Genomic DNA, 17438 nt, shown 5'->3' on the forward strand with positions numbered 1-17438 from the left:
TCAACCGGACGCAACTGTCCGGTTCTGTGGGAGTTCACCGACAGAGCCGTCGCCCGCAATCCGAAGGAAGTCACGATGACAGATCAGTGGGACAACCTCGTCGACGTACTCGTCGTGGGCTCGGGCGCGGCGGGCCTGACCGCGGCCATCGCGGCGGCCGACCGCGGGATGGACGTCCTGATGGTGGAGAGCACCCCGAGATGGGGTGGCACCACCTCGGTCTCCGGAGGCGGGCTGTGGATGCCGGCCAACCCGCTCATGATCCGGGCCGGTGCCCGGGACTCCGCCGAGGAGGCCCTCCGGTACATGAACGACGTCATCGGCGACGCCGGACCGGCCTCCTCGCACGAGCGCAGGACGGCCTTTCTCCAGACCGTTCCCGAGGTCGTGACCTTCCTCGGCCGCCGGGGCGTCAGGTGGAGGAGATCCCCCGACTACCCCGACTACTATCCGGACCGGCCGGGCGGCAAGGTGGGTCGCTCGATCGAGGTCGCGGCCTTCGACACCAAGCTGCTCGGCGACTGGTACGCCACCTCCCGCGCCAAGGACAGCATCCCGCTCCCGCTCATGACCGACGACGTGTGGTTGCTGGCCCGCGCCTGGTCCACCCCCGGCGGCTTCGTCCGCGGCGCACGCTTCGTCTTCCGCTCACTCGGCGCCTTCGCCGGCGGAAAGCGCCCGGTCGGCATCGGCGGCGCACTCGCCTGCTCGCTCATGCACATCGTCCGCACCCAGCAGACCCCCGTCTGGCTCTCCGCACCGCTCGTCGACCTGATCCTGGAGGACGACGGCGTGGTGGGCGCGGTGGTCGAAAAAGACGGTCGGCAGCGGCGGATCCGCGCCCGGCACGGCGTCGTCCTGGCCGCCGGAGGCTTCGCGAACAATACCGAGTGGCGTCTGAGGCATCACGGCGTCCCCGGCTACTCCTCCGCCCCGGAAGGCGATCTGGGCACCGCCATCGAGCTGGGCGCCCGGGCGGGCGGCGCGCTGGAACTCATGGACGACGCCTGGTGGGGCGCGTCCCTGGTCGGCCCCGACGGCACGGCCCGCTTCCTCGTCTCGGAGCGGTCCTTCCCCTTCTCGATCATCGTGGACGCGAACGGCGAGCGCTTCACCAACGAGTCGGCGTCCTACATCGACGTCGGGCACGCCATGCTGAGTCACGACGTGACCGGCCCGATGTGGATGATCACCGATGTCCGGCACACGCGGCGCTACCTGAACTCCGCCCTGATCGGGCAGGCCAGGAAGTGGAGCCGCGCCGGCCTCCTCGTTGAGGCCCCCACCATGGAGTCGCTGGCCGCGAAGATCGGCATCGATCCCGCACGGCTGCGCGCCACCGTCGGGCGCTTCAACGGCTTCGCCCGCACCGGCGTCGACGAGGACTTCGACCGTGGCCGTACCGTCTACGACAACTACTACGGAGACCCGCGGGTCAAGCCCAACCCCAACCTCGGCCCCCTGGAGAAGGGCCCCTTCCGCGCGGTCCGCGTCTACCCCGGCGACCTGGGCACCAAGGGCGGCCTGCTCACCGACGAGCACGCCCGCGTCCTGCGCGAGAACGGCTCGGCCATACCGGGCCTGTACGCCGCGGGCAACACCACCGCCTCGGTCATGGGCCGCACCTACCCCGGCCCCGGCTCGACCATCGCCCCCGCCGTCGTCTTCGGCTACCGCGCCGCACGGCACGCCACATCCCGCTGACCTGGGCACCACGACCCCGAACACGGCGGCGGCCACCGGCGCGCGGACAATGCCGGCAGCCGGCGACGTGAGGCTTTCAGACAACGAGGTATCGTTTAAGACATAAATGTCGCAAAAGATACGGAGTTGACTGATGGCTGTGAGTCGCGATCAGATCATCGTCGCCGCGATCCAGCACCTCAACCACGACCCTGCCGCCTCGATGGCCGACATCGCCGAGGCGACCGGAGTGAGCCGCGCCACCTTGCATCGGCACTTCAGCGGTCGAGAAGAGTTGCTGCTCGCGCTCGGCCACCGCGCGCTGGATCGATGGGAGGAGGCCCAGGACAGGGCCGGGATCGAGCAGGCCGCCCGCTCCGCGGAACCGGTAGTGATCACCACCGCTCTGCGGGAGATGCTGAGTGGGCTGATCGACGAGGCCGAGGAGTACAACTTCGCGCTCACCGACCTGGTGATGTCGGTGCCCGAACTACGGGAACGCGGTGATGAGCTGGAGGGCAGGGAGATCCTGCTCTACCAGGCGGCCCAGCGCGCCGGGGTCCTGCGGACCGACCTGCCGGTGCGGTGGATCAGCAACACGGTGTACGGCCTGCTGCTCGCCGTACGGGAAAGCCTGAACCGGGGCGACGTCGCCCGGCGCGACCTTCCCGGGATGCTGCACGAGACCTTCTTCCGCGGCGCCGGCGAGCACGATCCTCACCATGGCGGAGATGATTCGCAGGGCAGTGCCGGGGAACATGGCCCGCAGGGCGGGAGGAGGGCATGACGCGCACCTCCTACGCACCGTCGACGGAGCCCGGTGTGTCGCGGCGGCGGCGCTGGGCCGGGCTGGCGGTACTGTCGGCGAGCCTGCTGCTGGTCGTCATGGACATGACCATCCTCAATGTCGCCCTGCCCGCGATCTCGGCCGACCTGCGCCCCGGCGCGGTCGAGTTGCTGTGGATGGTGGATGTCTACGCGCTGGTGCTGTCCGGTCTGCTGGTCACGGTGAGTGCACTCGGCGACCGGTGGGGCCGCAAGAAGATGTTGCTCACCGGCTTCGCACTGTTCGGACTGGCCTCCACGGCGGTGCTCTGGGCCGACTCACCCGGCGAAGTGATCGCGGTGCGGGCGATGCTCGGCGTCGGCGGCGCCATGATCATGCCCTCCACACTGTCGATGATCCGCACCCTGTTCACCGAACCCAGGGAGCGGGCGACCGCGCTGGGCGTCTGGGCCGCGATGGCCGCCCTGGGCGGCGCGCTCGGGCCGATCCTGGGCGGGCTGCTGCTGGAGCACTTCAGCTGGCACGCGGCGTTCCTGGTGAACGTTCCGGTGATGACGGCGGCGATCGTCGCCGGCCTCTTCCTGCTCCCCGAGTCACGCAACCCGCGCCCGGGCCGCTGGGACGTGTTCGCCACGGCACTGTCGATCACCGGGATGGTCGCCCTGGTCTACTCGATCAAGCAGTTCGGTAAGGAGGGTCCGGCCGACATCGGCCCGTGGGTCACCCTCGGCCTCGCCGTGGTGACTCTCACCTGGTTCGTCCGGCGTTGCCTGAAACGCTCCGATCCGCTGCTGGAGGTTCGCCTGTTTCGCAGCCGGCCGTTCACCGCGGGCACGATCGCCGCGCTGAGCACGTCGATCGCGATGGCGGCGATGATGTTGCTGATGGCGCAGTGGATGCAGCTCGTAGGCGGCTACTCCCCGCTGGAGACCGGCGTGCGGCTGCTGCCGACCGCGCTGGGCGCGCTGGTGCTCTCGCCGCTGGCGCCCTCGCTGGCGGTGCGCCTCGGGACCCGCCCGGTGCTGGCCGGAGGGCTGGTGGTGTCCGGGCTGGGATTCGGCGTGCTGTACGCCGCGCCCGCCACCTATCCGTGGATCGCCGTGTCGCTGCTGCTGATCGGGCTGGGTATGGGCTCGCTGGCGATCGCCTCGGCGGTCATCATGGCGGGTGCGCCTCCAGAGAAGGCGGGCAGCGCCGCCGCGATCGAGGAGACCAGCTACGAGCTGGGCGGCGTACTCGGCGTCGCGGTGCTTGGCAGCGTCGCCGCCGCCGTGTACCGGGAGGCGTTGCCGGCCACCGCGGGTGATGCCGCCCGCGAGTCGCTGGCCGCCGCGATCGAGGTCGCCCGCCAGGCCGGAGCCACGGGGAGGCACTTGGCCCAGCAGGCCAAGGCGGCGTTCACCTTGTCGTTGGAGATGACCGGGCTGGCCGGGGGCGTGCTCATGCTCGCCGCCGCGCTCGCCGTCTGGTGGCTCGTCCCGCGCGACCTCGACGTCACCGCCGGGCACAACTGATCGCCACACACCGCCGACCAGGGGTCGAACGGTGTTGACGCTCCGGCCCGCAAGGCAGGCACCGCCGGACGGAGCGGAGTTGCGCGGCGGTCCGGGCGAGATCGTGGATTCGCCCCAGACGCTGTTACCGCCGACGCGCAGGACGCCGCCGCCGTACGGGTCGGCGGTCAGCGTGATCTGGGCGATCTGGGCGCCGTTGACGTACCGGCGTGGTCGCCGCCACCGTCGCGCTGTCCCCCATCCCTCAACGCCTCTCAGCGGAAACCGGCATCTTCAGCGAACGGGCAGGCCGGTCACGGCGCGACCGATGATCAGGCGCTGGATCTCACTCGTCCCCTCGAAGATGGTGTAGATCTTGGCATCGCGGTGGAAGCGCTCGACCGGGTGGTCGCGGGTGTAGCCGGCTCCGCCGAGGATCTGGATGGCCTGGTCGGTGACCCAGACCGCGGTCTCGCCGGCGACCAGCTTGGACATGGAGCCCTCGGCCTGGCCGAAGGTGCGGTTGTTGCGGGCCATCCAGGCGGCACGCCAGGTCATCAGACGGGCGATGTCGACGCGGGTGGCCATGTCGGCCAGCAGGAAGGCGATGGCCTGGTTCTCACCGATCCTGCGGCCGAACTGCTCGCGCTCGCGGGCGTAGTCGCGGGCGTACTCGTATCCGGCGCGGGCGATGCCGACGGCCATCGCCGCCACCGAGGGGCGGGTGGTCTCGAAGGTCCGCATCGCGCCCTGCTCTCCGGCCCGCTCGCCGGAGCGGACGCGGGCGAGCCTGGCGTCGAGCTTCTCCCTGCCGCCGAGCAGGCAGGCCCCCGGCACGCGCACGTTGTCCAGGACGACCTCGGCGGTGTGGGAGGCACGGATGCCGTGTTTCTTGAACTTCTGGCCCATCGACAGGCCGGGGGTGCCGGCCGGGACGACGAAGGACGCCTGGCCGCGGGCGCCCAGGGAGGGGTCGACGGAGGCGACGACGACGTGGACGTCGGCGATGCCGCCGTTGGTGGCCCAGGTCTTCACACCGTTGAGGATCCAGTCGCCGCCCGAGAGGACGGCGCGGGTGCGGATGGCGCCCACATCGGAGCCGGCCTCGGGCTCGGAGGCGCAGAACGCCCCGAGCCTGACCTCCGAGGGGGTGCCGAACATCTGCGGGAGCCACTCGCCCAGCTGCTCGGGGGTACCACTGGCCGACAGGGCCGCGGCGGCGAGGCCGGTGCCGACGATGGACAGGCCGATGCCCGCGTCTCCCCAGAAGAGCTCCTCGAAGGCCACGGTCAGGCCGAGCCCGCTCGGCTCGAACCACTGCTGGGCGAAGAAGTCGAGGGAGTAGAGCCCGATCTTGGCGGCCTCCTGGATGATCGGCCAGGGGGTCTCCTCGCGCTCGTCCCATTCGGCACCGGCCGGGCGGACCACCGAGCGGGCGAAGTCGTGCACCCAGTCACGCACCTCGCGCACGTCGTCACTCAGCTCCGGGCAGAAGCCGCTCTCGCTCATCGTCCGTGCCTCCTCAGCGTGCGTTACCAACGGTAACACCCAAACTTTACCGGCGGACGGACCGCTCCGCGCAACCGCAGGACCGCCCCTTCTGCGGCAACGACCGGCGAGCGGCCCCGCTTTCCGAGATCTCCTTCACCGCCGCCGGCCTTCCCGAGGCCCGGCTCACCGCCGTGCGGGAATGCCACCGGGCCGCGCACTCCCGAGCATCGCGGGCTCCGTACGCCGCCCGGGATCACGCCCGCGCGACGTGGTCAGCGAGCGGCGCGGTAGGCGGGAACAGTGATCATCGGCGGGCGTTCGGCGACGGCGACGTCCCGGACGCTCACCTGGTGGCCGCTCGCGCCCCGGCGGAACTGGGCCAGGCGGGGCGAGGGGCTGTGCAGGGAGACCATCATGTTCTGGCGCTCCAGGCGCGACCAGGAGGTCTGCAGGATCTGGGCGGCCATCCCGCCGAGCGCCTCCGTCGACTGGTGGGAGTGGACCCGGCGGCCCAGGTCGACCTGGGCCAGGGCGTCCAGCCCGGCGAGGTCGAGCAGGTCGATCAGCAGGCCGAGCTCCACACCGTAACCGGTGACGAAGGGCACGCTCTCCAGCACGGACCTGCGCCCGGCGTACTCCCCGGCGAGGGGTTGCACGAATCCGGCCAGCAGCGGCCAGTGCAGGTTGAGCAGGGGACGCGCGACGAGCTCGGTGACCCGGCCGCCACCGCTCTGCACGTTCTGCAGGGGCCGGTCGTAGCAGCCCTTGACGTAGACCACCGCCTCGTCGGCGAGCAGCGGGCCGAGCAACCCGGTCACGAAGGAGGTGCGGAACTCGCGCAGGTCGGCGTCGATGAACACGAGCAGGTCACCGGAGGTGGCGGCGAGGGACTTCCAGAGCGCCTCGCCCTTGCCGTCCAGCGGTTTGAGGTCGGGCAGGACCTCGTCCTGCGCGATCACCGTCGCTCCGGCGCGCGCGGCGCGCACCGCGGTGTCGTCGACGGAGCGGGAGTCGATGACCACGAGCTCGTCGACGAGCGGCGCGGCCTCCATCAGGTCGCGGCGGATCGCGGTGACGATCTCCCCGACCGTCTCCTCCTCATCGCGCGCGGGCAGCACGACACTGATCGTCGTCTCACCCTTGGCTCTCAGCAGCTCCGGCAGCGACCAGTCGCCCGAGGATGAGGTGCGCTCGCGTAGCCATGCCTCGACCTCAGGCAGCACAGCCCACCCTTCCCATCACCTCGGTACTTACGGGTATCACCTTATGTGGCGCTGATTCCGCGCAAGTACCGGCTCCCGTCCCCACCGCACGGGTGGGAAGATCAGTCCAGTCCGGCATGAGGAGGGGAAGGCATGGACCCGGTAGCCGTGCTGCGGGCGGCACGCGCCGTCCGCGACGAACTCGACAGCTTGATGGGTGGTGCCTCCGCGGAGCTTCGCGACCGGCTGGATCCGCTGCTGGCCGAGGCCGGCAGCCGGCCTCCGGGGCAACTGGCCGACGCGATCGTCATGCTGATCGCCCAGTACGGCCCGGCCTGGAACCGGCTCTCCGCGCTGCTGAACCTGGAGCACGGCCTCGCCGCCGCACAGGCGGTCCCCGTGCCCACCGACACGGGCCCGCAGGATCTGGGCGGGGCCGGGTACGGCAGCGGATACCACGATCCGCCCCCCACAGGTGCCATGAGTCTCGACTGGATGCGCCCCGACCAGGCGCCGCCGTCCGAGACACCGCGGGCACCCTCCCCGCAGGCACCGCCGGCGCCGCCCGCCGGGAGCCGAGGCTCCTCGATGCTCGGCCGGCTGACCGGGGCCTTTCGCAGGCGGCGCGGGGACTCGCCCGCCCCGGCGCCCGAGTCCGAGTGGGAGGGGATCCCGCTGATCGAGGCGCCCACCGAGTCGGTCTCGGGCTGGGGCACGGAGGTGTCGATCGGCGTCGCCCCGGGCCGGGGGCAGGACGGCGGCGCGGCACCGCGCGAGCCGGTCGAGCTGGACATCCAGCTCGTCGCCGAGGGCTTCGACGCACCGGGCGGGTGGCAGGTACGGCTGCGCGTCGACGCGGCGTCGCCCTACCCCCGCGCGACGGTCAGCCTCGTCGCCCTCGCGCAGCAGGAGCCCGAGGTCGCCCGGCAGATCCAGGCGATCTGTTCGGTGCGCGGCCAGGTGGTCGGGTTCGGCCTGCGCTCGATCACGCTGCACGGCTCGCCCGGCAGGCTCGGCCGGGAGGAGCCGCCCGAGCCGGTCGCCGGCACCCGGATCCGTCCGGCCCTCGTGGGCGAGCCGGCGGACGTCACGGTGGCCATCGTCCACGGTGACGAGCCGGGACGGCTGTGGTGGACCTACCGGTCGCCGCACTTCGTCACCCCCGACCGGGCCGAGCTCTGCGACCTCGGCATGCGGGCCTCGGAGTTCGGCCGGCAGCTGACCGGGCAGGGTCGCCTCTCCGAGGAGCTGGGACGGAAGGTCGGCTCGCGCGTGCCCAGGGGGTTCTGGGAACTGCTGAACGCGGTGGCCGGCCGGGTGGCACCGCGCCGCCCGAGCGTGCTGATCCTCTCCCAGGAGCCGCACGTGCCCTGGGAGCTGGCCGTGCTGGAGCATCCGTACGACCCCTCGCTCCCCCGCTATCTGAACTGCCAGGCGGTGACCGGCCGCTGGCCCCTCGGTGGCCGGCGCCCCGAGCTGCCGCCCCCGGTGAGCGCGCGGGCGGATCATGTCGCGGTGGTGTACGACGAGGCGCAGGCGCACCCGCTGGTGACCGAGTACGGCGCCACGCAGGTCTCCTCCGCGCTCGGCGACGTCCTGGGCGTGCTCGGCCAGGGGCCGGACGTCGTCCACCTCACGGCCGGCGGATCCGCGGCCGAGGCGCTGGGCCGTGACCTGGCCGGCGCCCCGTTCGTCTTCCTGGAGGAACCGGGGGACGCCCAGGCGTTCCTGCTCGCCGGCGCGAGCGGGGTCGTCGAGCCGCTCTGGCCGGTCGGCGGGGGCCTGGCCCGGGAGTTCTACCGGCGCTGCCTCAGCGGTGAGCCCCCGGCCGAGGTGCTGCGGTCCATGCGCGCTCAGGCCCCCGACAGCGCGGGCGCCTACCGGTTCCACGGCCACCCGTCCCTGACGCTGCGCCGGACGCCCCCGCCCGCGGAGTGAGCCACCGGGCCCGGACCGCGTGCTCAGTGGATGGCGTGGCGCTCCAGGAAGGTGTAGACGTCGGCCTCGTCGACGCCGGGGAAGGATCCGGGCGGCAGCGCGGCCAGGATGTGGGAGTTGCCCCGGGCCGAGGGCCAGGCGTATCCCTCCCAGCGCTGGGTCAGCTCGGCGGGCGGGCGGCGGCAGCAGTCGCCGTTGGGGCAGTCCGACTTGGTGCGATTGACGGTCTCGCGCCCGCGAAACCAGCGTGACTCCCGGTACGGGACACCGAGGGTGATGGCGAAGTCACGCTCGCGCGACGGGTCGACGTGGGCGACGCAGAAGTAGGTGCCGGTGGGCGAGTCCGAGTACTGGTAGTAGACGGAGAAGCGGTCGGGAGACAGGAAGACCTGGCGCCCGGACCACTGCAGGCACATGCGCTGGCCCTCGATCGCCCCCTGCTCGTCGGCGGGAAAGACGATGCCGTCGTTCTCGTACGCCTTGTAGATGATCCCGCCGGCGTTGTTGCGGACGAAGTGGCAGCTCAGGTCGAGGAAGTGGGTGGCCAGGTTGGTGAAGCGGTGCGCGGCCATCTCGTAGGAGACGGCGAACACGTCGCGCAGGTCCTCCACGCTCAGCGCCCGGTCCTTCTTGGCCTCCCTCAGGTACGGCACGGCGGCCGTCTCGGGCACCAGGATGGCGGCGGCGAAGTAGTTGGCCTCGGTCCGCTGGCGCAGGAAGTCCGCGAAGTCGCGGGGCTTGTGGTGCCCGAGGGAGAGGTGGCCCAGGGTCTGCAGCAGGATCGTGCGGGGGGTGTGCATGCCGACCTGCTCGTGCTTGACGTAGATGCGCCGGTTGCGCAGGTCGGAGATGGAGCGCACGGTGCGCGGCAGATCCTGGACCGTCTGCACGGTGTAGCCGAAGTGGCTGACCAGCGCCTGCACCGTGCTCTGCGACAGCGCTCCGGAACGGTAGCCGACCGCGGCGAGCGCCTCGGCGGCGGCCCGCTCGATCTCCGCGAAGTAGTTGCCCTGTTCACGCTGCTTGCGGCGGAGCTCGGCGTTCGCGGCACGGGCCTCCTCGGGGGTGGCGGTGCCCTTGGCCTGGCGTGAGCGCAACTCCCCGTAGAGGCCGAGGATGTGTTCGAGCACGTCGTTGGGGACACGCGCGGAGACCTTCAGCCTGGCCAGGCCGAGCCCGGCGTACAGGGGGTCGCGCTGCGCCTCCTCCAGGGCCATCTCCAGCTGCGCCCGCCGGTTGGGGGCCTGCCTGCGCAGTAGTTCCTCGATCGGCACGCCGAGCGCGGCGGCCAGGGACTTCAGCAGCGACAACTTCGGTTCGCGCTTGCCGTTCTCCAGCAGGGAGAGCTGGCTGGGCGCCCGGTTCACCCGTTCGCCCAGGTCGGACAGGGTGAGGCCGCGCTGCTTGCGCAAGTGCCTGAGACGCTGGCCGAACGCGATGAGATCGAGCTCCTGCGTCAAGGAAAGCGGTTCTTCACCCACCAAAGATGCCATAGCACGATGCTAAACGAAATTTCCTAGGAAATTTCACAGCCCCACGCGCCACCTGGGAGAACGTCGCCGCACCCACGCCGGGAATTCCGATCTGCCCCGTGGGACGGAGGAGGCGGGGCGCCGCCGCGGCCTTGGGGGCACCGCGGAGACCGGCGCCGAGGTGACGGTGTGACCGATGGTGACCGACGGTGACCGTGGGGCCGGATTCCGGAGCCTCGGCCTCCGGCGCCCCACGACCGGCAAGCCGCAAAGCGCACTACCGGAATTGGTCTAGTCCATAGCGAAAACTATGAAGTTCTTCCCATCTGAATACCGATGAGTATTGATGATAAAGGAAGAATCTTCATTCTTTCGTTGGAGTCGGCCTTGTTCGACCGTTTTGTCGGGGCACACACTCGGACTAAGGCACCCAGGGGACGAAAAGGAGTTACACCATGAGTGATCGCCTCAAGGGAGCCGCAGACGAGCTGCGGCGCGAGTGGGAGACCAACCCTCGCTGGAAGGGCACCGAGCGGACGTACACGGCCGAGGACGTGGTTCGACTCAGAGGGTCCGTCCAGGAGGAGCACACTCTCGCCCGGCTCGGCGCCGAGCGGCTGTGGGACCTGCTGAACACCGAGGACTACGTGCACGCCCTTGGCGCGCTGACCGGCAACCAGGCAGTGCAGCAGGTCAAGGCCGGTCTGAAGGCGATCTACCTGTCAGGCTGGCAGGTCGCCGCCGACGCCAACCTCGGCGCGCAGACCTACCCCGACCAGAGCCTCTACCCGGCCAACTCGGTCCCGGCCGTGGTCCGCCGGATCAACAACGCGCTGCTGCGCGCCGACCAGATCACCTGGTCGGAGGGCGACCAGGACGCGCCGCACTGGCTGGCGCCGATCGTGGCCGACGCGGAGGCCGGCTTCGGCGGCGTGCTGAACGCCTTCGAGCTGATGAAGGGCATGATCGCCGCGGGTGCCGCGGGCGTGCACTGGGAAGACCAGCTCGCCTCGGAGAAGAAGTGCGGCCACCTGGGCGGCAAGGTGCTCATCCCCACCGGCCAGCACATCAAGACCCTCAGCGCCGCCCGCCTGGCCGCGGACGTGCTGGGTGTGCCGACCCTGGTCATCGCGCGGACCGACGCCCAGGCCGCGACGCTCCTGACCACCGACGTCGACCCCCGTGACCAGGCGTTCACCACCGGCGACCGCACCGCGGAGGGCTTCTACCGGGTCCGCAACGGCGTGGACGCCTGCATCGCCCGCGGCCTGGCCTACGCGCCCCACTCCGACCTGCTCTGGATGGAGACCTCCACCCCGGACCTGGACGTGGCCCGCGAGTTCGCCGAGGCCATCAAAGCCGAGTACCCCGACCAGATGCTGTCCTACAACTGCTCGCCCTCGTTCAACTGGAAGAAGCACCTGGACGACTCCACCATCGCCAAGTTCCAGCGCGAACTCGGCCACATGGGCTACAAGTTCCAGTTCATCACGCTGGCGGGCTTCCACTCGCTGAACCACTCCATGTTCGACCTCGCCAGGGGCTACGCCGAGGACGGCATGACCTCCTACGTCCAGCTCCAGGAGGCCGAGTTCGCCGCCGAGGCACGCGGCTACACCGCCACCCGCCACCAGCGCGAGGTCGGCACCGGATACTTCGACCTGGTCAGCACGGCCATCGCGCCGGACTCCTCCACCACGGCCCTGAAGGGGTCGACGGAGGAGGAGCAGTTCGCAGAGGCTCACTGACTCTCCGGACCGCGCTCGCCCAGACGACTTCCGGGGCATGGAACGGTTCCCCGGGCGAGCACGACGACCAGGTCGTCGACCGAGGCCCCGCCGTACGGATCTCCCCCTAATCCGTGCGGCGGGGCCTTCCCGTACCCGTGGCGCGCCCTGAGGCGACCACGCGGGGGCGGTCGCCTCAGTGGCCGACGGCCTCGATGAGCTTGCGGCGCTGCTGGGCGCCGAGACCGCCCAGCCTGCGTGCCTCGTCCACGTCGGCCTGCGCCATCAGCTGCGCGGCCTTGACCGTTCCGACTCCGGGCAGCGCCCGGAGAGCCTGGGAGACCTTGATGCGCTTGGCGATGTCGTCCTCGCGGCCAAGCAGCTGCTCCAGGCTGAGAGCACCGTTCTTGACCTCGGCGAGAAGCTTGGCACGGGCCGTACGGGTCTCGGCGGCCTTGACCAGGGCGGCCTGACGCTGTTCGGGGGTGAGCTTGGGCAAAGCCATGGTGTTTTCTCCCTGATGACGGTAATTCCAGCGTCCTGTTACCCAAAGCGGCTGGGTTAATCATCGGAGAGCCTACGGATAGATCCACAGGACCCGTACTGTGCATCACGATATGCCCGTTTGGTTACCCCGCCCTTACCCGGCCCTCCGTAGCCTCGGGCTCATGGGTATCTGGCGAAGCCCTCAGGGCATAGAGGTTGAGGCCATCGTGGTTCACGACGGCCCCTGTCTGCTGGTCACCCGCCGGATCGACGGGCGGCGGGTTCTCGTGGCGTACTGCATGAACATCCGCGAGGTCGGAGAGCACGTCGATCTGGCGGAGCTCGCCCCCGCGTAGGCGAACGCTCAGGATCGGACCACGACCGAGTCCAGTTCGGTACGGCTGTCAACTTCTGCGGCCACTGGGGCGTCAGACTGGTCAGGGAGGCTCGATGGATGTTCTGGTCGGCCTCGTTGACGAAGATCTCCGCCTGGAGCTCATCCTCGTCGAGGCACTGCACACCGAGGCGGAACGGCTGGCCGCCCAGCCCGACCGCTGAACGGGGACGGGGCCCGCCCCACGAACCGGGCGGGTCCCGTCCCACCGGCGACCGATGGAGGACGGGGCTCGATTCCTCGGGCGGGGATGGCGTTAACTTTCTCCTTGACCTCCTCCCCACGGCTTGAGGCCCGGGGTCTCCACGCTCAAGGAGATGTGATGAACAAGCGCGAGCTGATCGAGAAGGCCGCCGCCGAGGCCGGGCTCACCCGACGGCAGACGGCCGCGGCTCTCGATGCGATCCTGGGGACGATCCAGACCGCGGTGGCGGCCGAGGACAAGGTGGCGATCCCCGGGTTCGGATCCTTCGAGATCGTCCACAAACCCGCACGGACCGGACGCAACCCGCAGACCGGCGAGCCATTGGAGATCGCGGAGACCTGGACGGCGAAGTTCAAGCCCAGCCCGGGGTTCATGGGCCTGATCCGCCAGCGCAAGAAGGACTGACCATCCCGGGCGTGGCCTTTCGGACAGCTCACCATCGCAGGCCGCCCGGCCCCTCACGCCTCCGCCGCCGAGGTGGACGAGGCGATCGCGCGACCCTCAGCCGCGTACCGCGCGGGCGGACCAGCGGCCATCGAGGTGGTCGACGCGCAGCGGCCGCCCGAAGCACTCCGAAAGGTTCTCCGCGGTCAGGATCTCCGCCACCGGACCACCCGCCTGGATCCGGGCGTCGCGCATCAGCAGAGCGTGGGTCGTGGTGGCCGGGACCTCCTCCAGGTGGTGGGTGACGGTGACCGTGGTCAGCACCGGGCGGGTCGTCGCCAGGTCCTCCACGGCGGTGATCAGGTCCTCTCTGGCGGGCAGGTCGAGCCCGGCGAACGGCTCGTCCAGCAGCAGGATCACCGGGTCGGCCATCAGGGCTCTGGCGACACGGACGCGAGCCCGCTCGCCCTGGGAGCAGACGCGAAAGAGCCGGTCGGCGAGGTCCTTGCAGCCCATGTCCGCCAGCAGACGGTGGGCGCGCTCGTGCTCGGCGGGTCCGTAGCGGTCCCAGAGCGGGACGCTGGACCCGGTGTAGCCGGTCAGGACCACGGTGTGCGCGGTGGCCCCCTCCTCCTCCAGCAGTTCTTCGTCGACGAGCCGCTGGCTGGCCGCGACGAGGCCGATGTGGCGGCGCAACTCCCGCAGGTCGACCCGGCCCAGCCGCTGGCCGAGCACGGTGACGGCCCCCTCGGTGGGATGCCGGACGGCGGCGGCCAGTGACAGCAGCGTGGTCTTGCCGGCCCCGTTGGGGCCCAGCACCACCCAGTGCTCTCCGTACCCGACCCGCCAGCCGATGCCGTCCAGCAGGGTCCGGCCGACCACCCGGACCCCGACACCGCTCAGCTCCACCGCACCGGGCACAGGCTCGCCCATCGGTCTCCCCCTTCGCCTCGATTCGCGGCGCTCACTTTAACCGATCCAGCGATATTTCCTGATAAATCGTCTGAACAGGTCATTCAGCCCATCTGTACGGAAGGGCTGGGCATGGGGGTGATCGTCGTCCCCGAGGGAGCGGGAGCGGTGGGCGTCGGAGACGGGCTCTCCCCGTCACCGGTCTGCGGGATCTGGGTGAAGGAGGGCCTGGGGCTGCTGGAGGCCGTCTGGCAGTCCCGGTTCCTCCCCCTGCCCTTCGCGGTCGCGTCCGCGCAGTCCTGCCGGTCGTCACCGTCGCCGGGCGAGCCGCCCGAGCCCCGCGGACGCTCCGGCACCGGATCCTCACGACCGTCGTGGCCGTCATGACCGTCATGGCCGGTGATGGGCAGCGAGACAGTCCTGGTGGTGGTGATCTGGACCGTGGCGGGAGTGGCCGGAAGGACCGTCCGTGGCCTGCCCGCGGGCGGCCGGGTACCGGCGCGGAAGACCGAACCGGAGGGCGTGCCGTCGGCGGGCAGGACCAGCGGCGCCGGCTCGGGCATGCCCGAGCCGGCGCCGGAACCGATCCCGCCGCCACCGGCCGCGGCGGCCACGGTGACCGCCGCCATGGAGACCGTGGCCAACGCCGCGAAGCCGGCCTGCGACAGGTGCGCCCCCCTGCCCGGCCTGGCCCTGCGCGAAGCCCTGGCGGGGATCTCCACCGGGACCGAGGGCTCGTCGTGGAACGAGGGCGGCGTCGCGAGCCGCACCCTCCCAGCCCCCGGCGCGTGGGGCACCGGGGTCCAGATCTCCGCCAGCACCTCCGCGACCGCCTCGCGCAGGTCCCACGGGTCGCCCACACCACCCGCGGCGAGCAGCGCGCCGAGCAGGTCCGCGGCCCCCGGCCGGTCGGCGGGGTCCTTGGCCAGGGAGGCCTCGACGACCGGGCGCAGCAGCGCGGGCACCGAGGCCAGCCTCGGCGGCTCGACCATGATGCGCCGGGTCAGCACGTCCGCCTCACCCGTGCCGAAGGGATGGTGGCCGCAGGCCGCGTAGGCCACCAGGCAACCCCACGCGAAGATGTCGGAGGCGGGCAGCGCGAGCCCGCCGGTGAGCCGCTCCGGGGCGACCCAGCCGGGACTGCCCATGACCTGCCCCGCCTGCGTGTGCGCGGCGAGAACGTCGATGTCCCTGGCGATACCGAAGTCGATCACACGCGGACCGGTGTCCGACAGCAGCACGTTGCCCGGTTTCAGATCCCGGTGGACCAGCCCGGCCTCGTGCACCGCGACCAGCGCGGCGGCCACCCCCAGGGCGACCCCGTAGGCCAGGTCGGGGGTGAGCGGGCCGTGCGTGGAGACCACCTGGGAGAGTGCGGGGCCCGGAACGTACTCCGACACCAGGTAGGGGCGGTCCTTGTCCGTGCCGTCCTCGATGACCGCGGCGGTACAGAAAGGCACCACTCTCCGGGAGAATCTCACTTCCTCGGCGAAACGGGCGCGGAGCGTGGCATCGTTGAGGTGCATCGGGTGCGGAGTCTTGATCGCCACCACTCCGCCCCGCGGGTGTTCGGCCAGATAGACGATCCCCATGCCGCCCGTTCCGAGGCGGCCGAGCAGAAGATAACGGCCGATGATGACCGGGTCCCCGACGGTCAGCGGCCGCACACCGGCCGGAATGCCGCTCCTGGGACCTGTTCCCCCACGTGCCATCCTCATTGAGCCTCTCGTGCGCGGGCTACGGCAAGCACACTGTGACGGGCTTCAGGCGCCCTTCGCTGCCGACAGGCCAGAAGGGATATGAGAGGTAAGGCGAATGATCCCCGGGGGTAAGAAATCCGTGGTGCGCAGGATGCCTTTGAGCCTGGACGGGACGGCGTGACCGGCGGGAAGGGCCCGCGCGGCCGGACGGGCACCAGACCCCGAAAGCGGCGGATCCGCCGCTCCGGCGCGCTCAGGCGACCGCGGAACCGGACTGCGCCGGGGCATGACGAGCATCCGAACGAAAAGTCCCGTTAGTGGAATGGATCAGACCGTCCTACCGTGACTTTCCGTTCGGATGCGTTCGATGGGCCTGTTTCCGCACGTCGCGGCTTTGGCGGCGAGAGGAAGCGCACTCCGTGCGGTTCGAAAGACAGGTGCATCTGCTCAGGCCCTGGACTGCTGCCCCTGGTCATCTACGTTGAGATCATGAGTGGCGACGAGCCGAAGTTTGGATACGGCCGGGAGCATAGGCCGTTGTGGAGTGAGCGCGACCGCGATGCCGAGCAGGTCCGTGATGTGTTGCGCCGGGCGGGTCTTTCGGAGTTCGGCGAGGACCGGGACGGGTTCGTGGTGAAGGGCGGAGAGATCGGTCAGCCTTTCGCTGTGGCTTTCACCGGCCCCAGCCGATAGCGGCGGGCAGCTCGGCGCGTACGCGGCAGTGCTGAGGTCGGCGGGGATGCGCGTCAAGCAGGATCCTGAGAGGGCGTTGCTGAACCTCGCCGTCGCTGTTGATCATGCGAGCGATGTGCCACCTGGTGACTCCGACGCGGCTATTCGGCTGAGGACGGCCGGTCCGAGTGCGGTCCCAAGTCGTGCCTGGTGAAGATGGCGATCAGCAGACCGACGGGCAGCCCAGCCTCGTGAAAGTGCTGGTCGAGATGAAGTTCATAGCGGTTGCGCCGACCAACGCGCTCACGTGTGAGAAAGCCCGCCTGCTGCAGGTCGGTCACGATGGCCTGAACCCTGCCTTCGGTGATGCTGGCTGTGTCGGGTTCTTCGGGAGGCGTTTGTCGCTGACTTCGAAAGGCGGTTGGGGGCCGATTCCTTGATCAATGTCGGTGAGTTTTGACGTCACTCCGGGCTGTCTGGGTGGCCGGGCGGTGGCTGTTTGGCGAGGATGTCGTGGAGGGGCAGTAGGTCTCGCAGGGCGCTTCGAGACCCGTTGCGAACCTGAACGCCCCGAGCGCCCGAATCGGTCACGCGCTCGGTCTGCGGTCTGGTTCGCATCACGACGGTGTTGAGCAGGTGGGATCGGGCGCCGATGAGAAATGGCGCCGACAGTCGTCTAAGTAGACGTCCGGTGAAAACGCGCTGCGCGCATCAAGGGAGAGCAACGAGATGAGACCACTTCGATACTCGATCAACGTCACGCTCGACGGCTGCTGCCATCACGAGGCAGGGCTCCCCCCGGACGAGGAGTCGATGCGTTACTGGACCGCTGAGATGGAGCGAGCCGATGCCCTGCTATTCGGCCGGGTGACCTACGAGATGATGGAGTCGG

15 protein-coding genes are annotated in these 17438 nt (G+C 70.4%); 9 read left to right on the forward strand and 6 right to left on the reverse strand.

All coding sequences use genetic code 11. The features are described from left to right. Positions 1 to 75: 75 nt before the first annotated feature. From AB0K21_RS41175 to AB0K21_RS41185, 3 genes are all read left to right on the forward strand, one after another. Positions 76 to 1704: an FAD-dependent oxidoreductase gene (locus AB0K21_RS41175; RefSeq protein ID WP_343963088.1), complete on the forward strand. Its 1629-nt coding sequence runs from the start codon at positions 76 to 78 to the stop codon at positions 1702 to 1704. A gap of 133 nt (positions 1705 to 1837) precedes the next feature. Beyond that, a complete protein-coding gene (locus tag AB0K21_RS41180; RefSeq protein WP_343963089.1) occupies positions 1838 to 2470 on the forward strand; it encodes a helix-turn-helix domain-containing protein in 633 nt (210 codons plus the stop codon). Then, a complete protein-coding gene (locus tag AB0K21_RS41185) occupies positions 2467 to 3984 on the forward strand; it encodes an MFS transporter (RefSeq protein WP_364158012.1) in 1518 nt (505 codons plus the stop codon). The genes AB0K21_RS41180 and AB0K21_RS41185 overlap by 4 nt, the downstream gene beginning before the upstream one ends. Before the next feature lie 273 nt (positions 3985 to 4257). Here AB0K21_RS41185 and AB0K21_RS41190 read toward each other — a convergent pair whose 3' ends face one another. Together AB0K21_RS41190 and AB0K21_RS41195 are read right to left on the reverse strand one after the other, a co-directional pair. Next, on the reverse strand, positions 4258 to 5472 hold the full coding sequence (locus AB0K21_RS41190) for an acyl-CoA dehydrogenase family protein (protein ID WP_343963091.1): 1215 nt from the start codon (positions 5470 to 5472) through the stop codon (positions 4258 to 4260). A gap of 254 nt (positions 5473 to 5726) precedes the next feature. After that, entirely contained in the window at positions 5727 to 6677 is a 951-nt protein-coding gene (locus AB0K21_RS41195) for a glucosyl-3-phosphoglycerate synthase (protein ID WP_343963092.1), read from the reverse strand. Positions 6678 to 6809: 132 nt separating this feature from the next. On the opposite strand from AB0K21_RS41195, the gene AB0K21_RS41200 reads away from it, so the two are divergent. After that, positions 6810 to 8594, forward strand: a complete 1785-nt coding sequence (locus AB0K21_RS41200; RefSeq protein ID WP_364158017.1) for a hypothetical protein — start codon at positions 6810 to 6812, stop codon at positions 8592 to 8594. 23 nt (positions 8595 to 8617) lie between these two features. Here AB0K21_RS41200 and AB0K21_RS41205 read toward each other — a convergent pair whose 3' ends face one another. Continuing rightward, positions 8618 to 10054: a helix-turn-helix domain-containing protein gene (locus AB0K21_RS41205; protein ID WP_343963094.1), complete on the reverse strand. Its 1437-nt coding sequence runs from the start codon at positions 10052 to 10054 to the stop codon at positions 8618 to 8620. A gap of 467 nt (positions 10055 to 10521) precedes the next feature. On the opposite strand from AB0K21_RS41205, the gene aceA reads away from it, so the two are divergent. After that, positions 10522 to 11814 (forward strand): isocitrate lyase, encoded by a 1293-nt coding sequence (gene aceA, locus AB0K21_RS41210; RefSeq protein WP_030909255.1) that lies wholly within the window; start codon positions 10522 to 10524, stop codon positions 11812 to 11814. 175 nt (positions 11815 to 11989) lie between these two features. Here aceA and mihF read toward each other — a convergent pair whose 3' ends face one another. Beyond that, a complete protein-coding gene (gene mihF / locus AB0K21_RS41215; RefSeq protein WP_343963095.1) occupies positions 11990 to 12298 on the reverse strand; it encodes an integration host factor, actinobacterial type in 309 nt (102 codons plus the stop codon). A 163-nt stretch (positions 12299 to 12461) separates the two neighbouring features. Between mihF and AB0K21_RS41220 the strand changes: the two genes are divergently transcribed. Continuing rightward, positions 12462 to 12635 (forward strand): hypothetical protein, encoded by a 174-nt coding sequence (locus tag AB0K21_RS41220; RefSeq protein WP_343963096.1) that lies wholly within the window; start codon positions 12462 to 12464, stop codon positions 12633 to 12635. A gap of 360 nt (positions 12636 to 12995) precedes the next feature. Further along, complete coding sequence (locus tag AB0K21_RS41225; RefSeq protein ID WP_030909250.1) at positions 12996 to 13283, forward strand: HU family DNA-binding protein; 288 nt, start codon at positions 12996 to 12998, stop codon at positions 13281 to 13283. A gap of 96 nt (positions 13284 to 13379) precedes the next feature. Here the strand turns inward: AB0K21_RS41225 and AB0K21_RS41230 are convergent, their stop codons facing one another. Further along, positions 13380 to 14195, reverse strand: coding sequence for an ATP-binding cassette domain-containing protein (locus AB0K21_RS41230; protein WP_364158022.1), 816 nt, complete (start codon positions 14193 to 14195; stop codon positions 13380 to 13382). A gap of 83 nt (positions 14196 to 14278) precedes the next feature. Then, positions 14279 to 15892, reverse strand: a complete 1614-nt coding sequence (locus AB0K21_RS41235) for a serine/threonine-protein kinase (RefSeq protein WP_364158024.1) — start codon at positions 15890 to 15892, stop codon at positions 14279 to 14281. A gap of 471 nt (positions 15893 to 16363) precedes the next feature. Here AB0K21_RS41235 and AB0K21_RS41240 point away from each other — a divergent pair, with 471 nt between their 5' ends. Together AB0K21_RS41240 and AB0K21_RS41245 are read left to right on the forward strand one after the other, a co-directional pair. Continuing rightward, the gene (locus tag AB0K21_RS41240) at positions 16364 to 16567 is read left to right on the forward strand and encodes a hypothetical protein (RefSeq protein ID WP_364158026.1); all 204 of its coding nucleotides are present in this window, start codon (positions 16364 to 16366) and stop codon (positions 16565 to 16567) included. A 182-nt stretch (positions 16568 to 16749) separates the two neighbouring features. After that, positions 16750 to 16986: a hypothetical protein gene (locus tag AB0K21_RS41245; protein ID WP_364158029.1), complete on the forward strand. Its 237-nt coding sequence runs from the start codon at positions 16750 to 16752 to the stop codon at positions 16984 to 16986. Positions 16987 to 17438: the final 452 nt, after the last annotated feature.

Source organism: Streptosporangium sp. NPDC049248, assembly GCF_040678965.1.
GTDB classification, from domain to species: Bacteria; Actinomycetota; Actinomycetes; order Streptosporangiales; family Streptosporangiaceae; genus Streptosporangium; species Streptosporangium fukuiense.

What these genes read in the sequence shown, in the direction of transcription:
- AB0K21_RS41175 (WP_343963088.1), top strand. Translation starts at nt 76, where the DNA reads ATGACAGATCAGTGGGACAACCTCGTCGACGTACTCGTCGTGGGCTCG.
- AB0K21_RS41180 (WP_343963089.1), top strand. Translation starts at nt 1,838, where the DNA reads ATGGCTGTGAGTCGCGATCAGATCATCGTCGCCGCGATCCAGCACCTC.
- AB0K21_RS41185 (WP_364158012.1), top strand. Translation starts at nt 2,467, where the DNA reads ATGACGCGCACCTCCTACGCACCGTCGACGGAGCCCGGTGTGTCGCGG.
- AB0K21_RS41190 (WP_343963091.1), bottom strand. Translation starts at nt 5,472, where the DNA reads ATGAGCGAGAGCGGCTTCTGCCCGGAGCTGAGTGACGACGTGCGCGAG.
- AB0K21_RS41200 (WP_364158017.1), top strand. Translation starts at nt 6,810, where the DNA reads ATGGACCCGGTAGCCGTGCTGCGGGCGGCACGCGCCGTCCGCGACGAA.
- aceA (WP_030909255.1), top strand. Translation starts at nt 10,522, where the DNA reads ATGAGTGATCGCCTCAAGGGAGCCGCAGACGAGCTGCGGCGCGAGTGG.
- mihF (WP_343963095.1), bottom strand. Translation starts at nt 12,298, where the DNA reads ATGGCTTTGCCCAAGCTCACCCCCGAACAGCGTCAGGCCGCCCTGGTC.
- AB0K21_RS41220 (WP_343963096.1), top strand. Translation starts at nt 12,462, where the DNA reads ATGGGTATCTGGCGAAGCCCTCAGGGCATAGAGGTTGAGGCCATCGTG.
- AB0K21_RS41225 (WP_030909250.1), top strand. Translation starts at nt 12,996, where the DNA reads ATGAACAAGCGCGAGCTGATCGAGAAGGCCGCCGCCGAGGCCGGGCTC.
- AB0K21_RS41230 (WP_364158022.1), bottom strand. Translation starts at nt 14,195, where the DNA reads ATGGGCGAGCCTGTGCCCGGTGCGGTGGAGCTGAGCGGTGTCGGGGTC.
- AB0K21_RS41235 (WP_364158024.1), bottom strand. Translation starts at nt 15,892, where the DNA reads ATGAGGATGGCACGTGGGGGAACAGGTCCCAGGAGCGGCATTCCGGCC.
- AB0K21_RS41240 (WP_364158026.1), top strand. Translation starts at nt 16,364, where the DNA reads ATGAGTGGCGACGAGCCGAAGTTTGGATACGGCCGGGAGCATAGGCCG.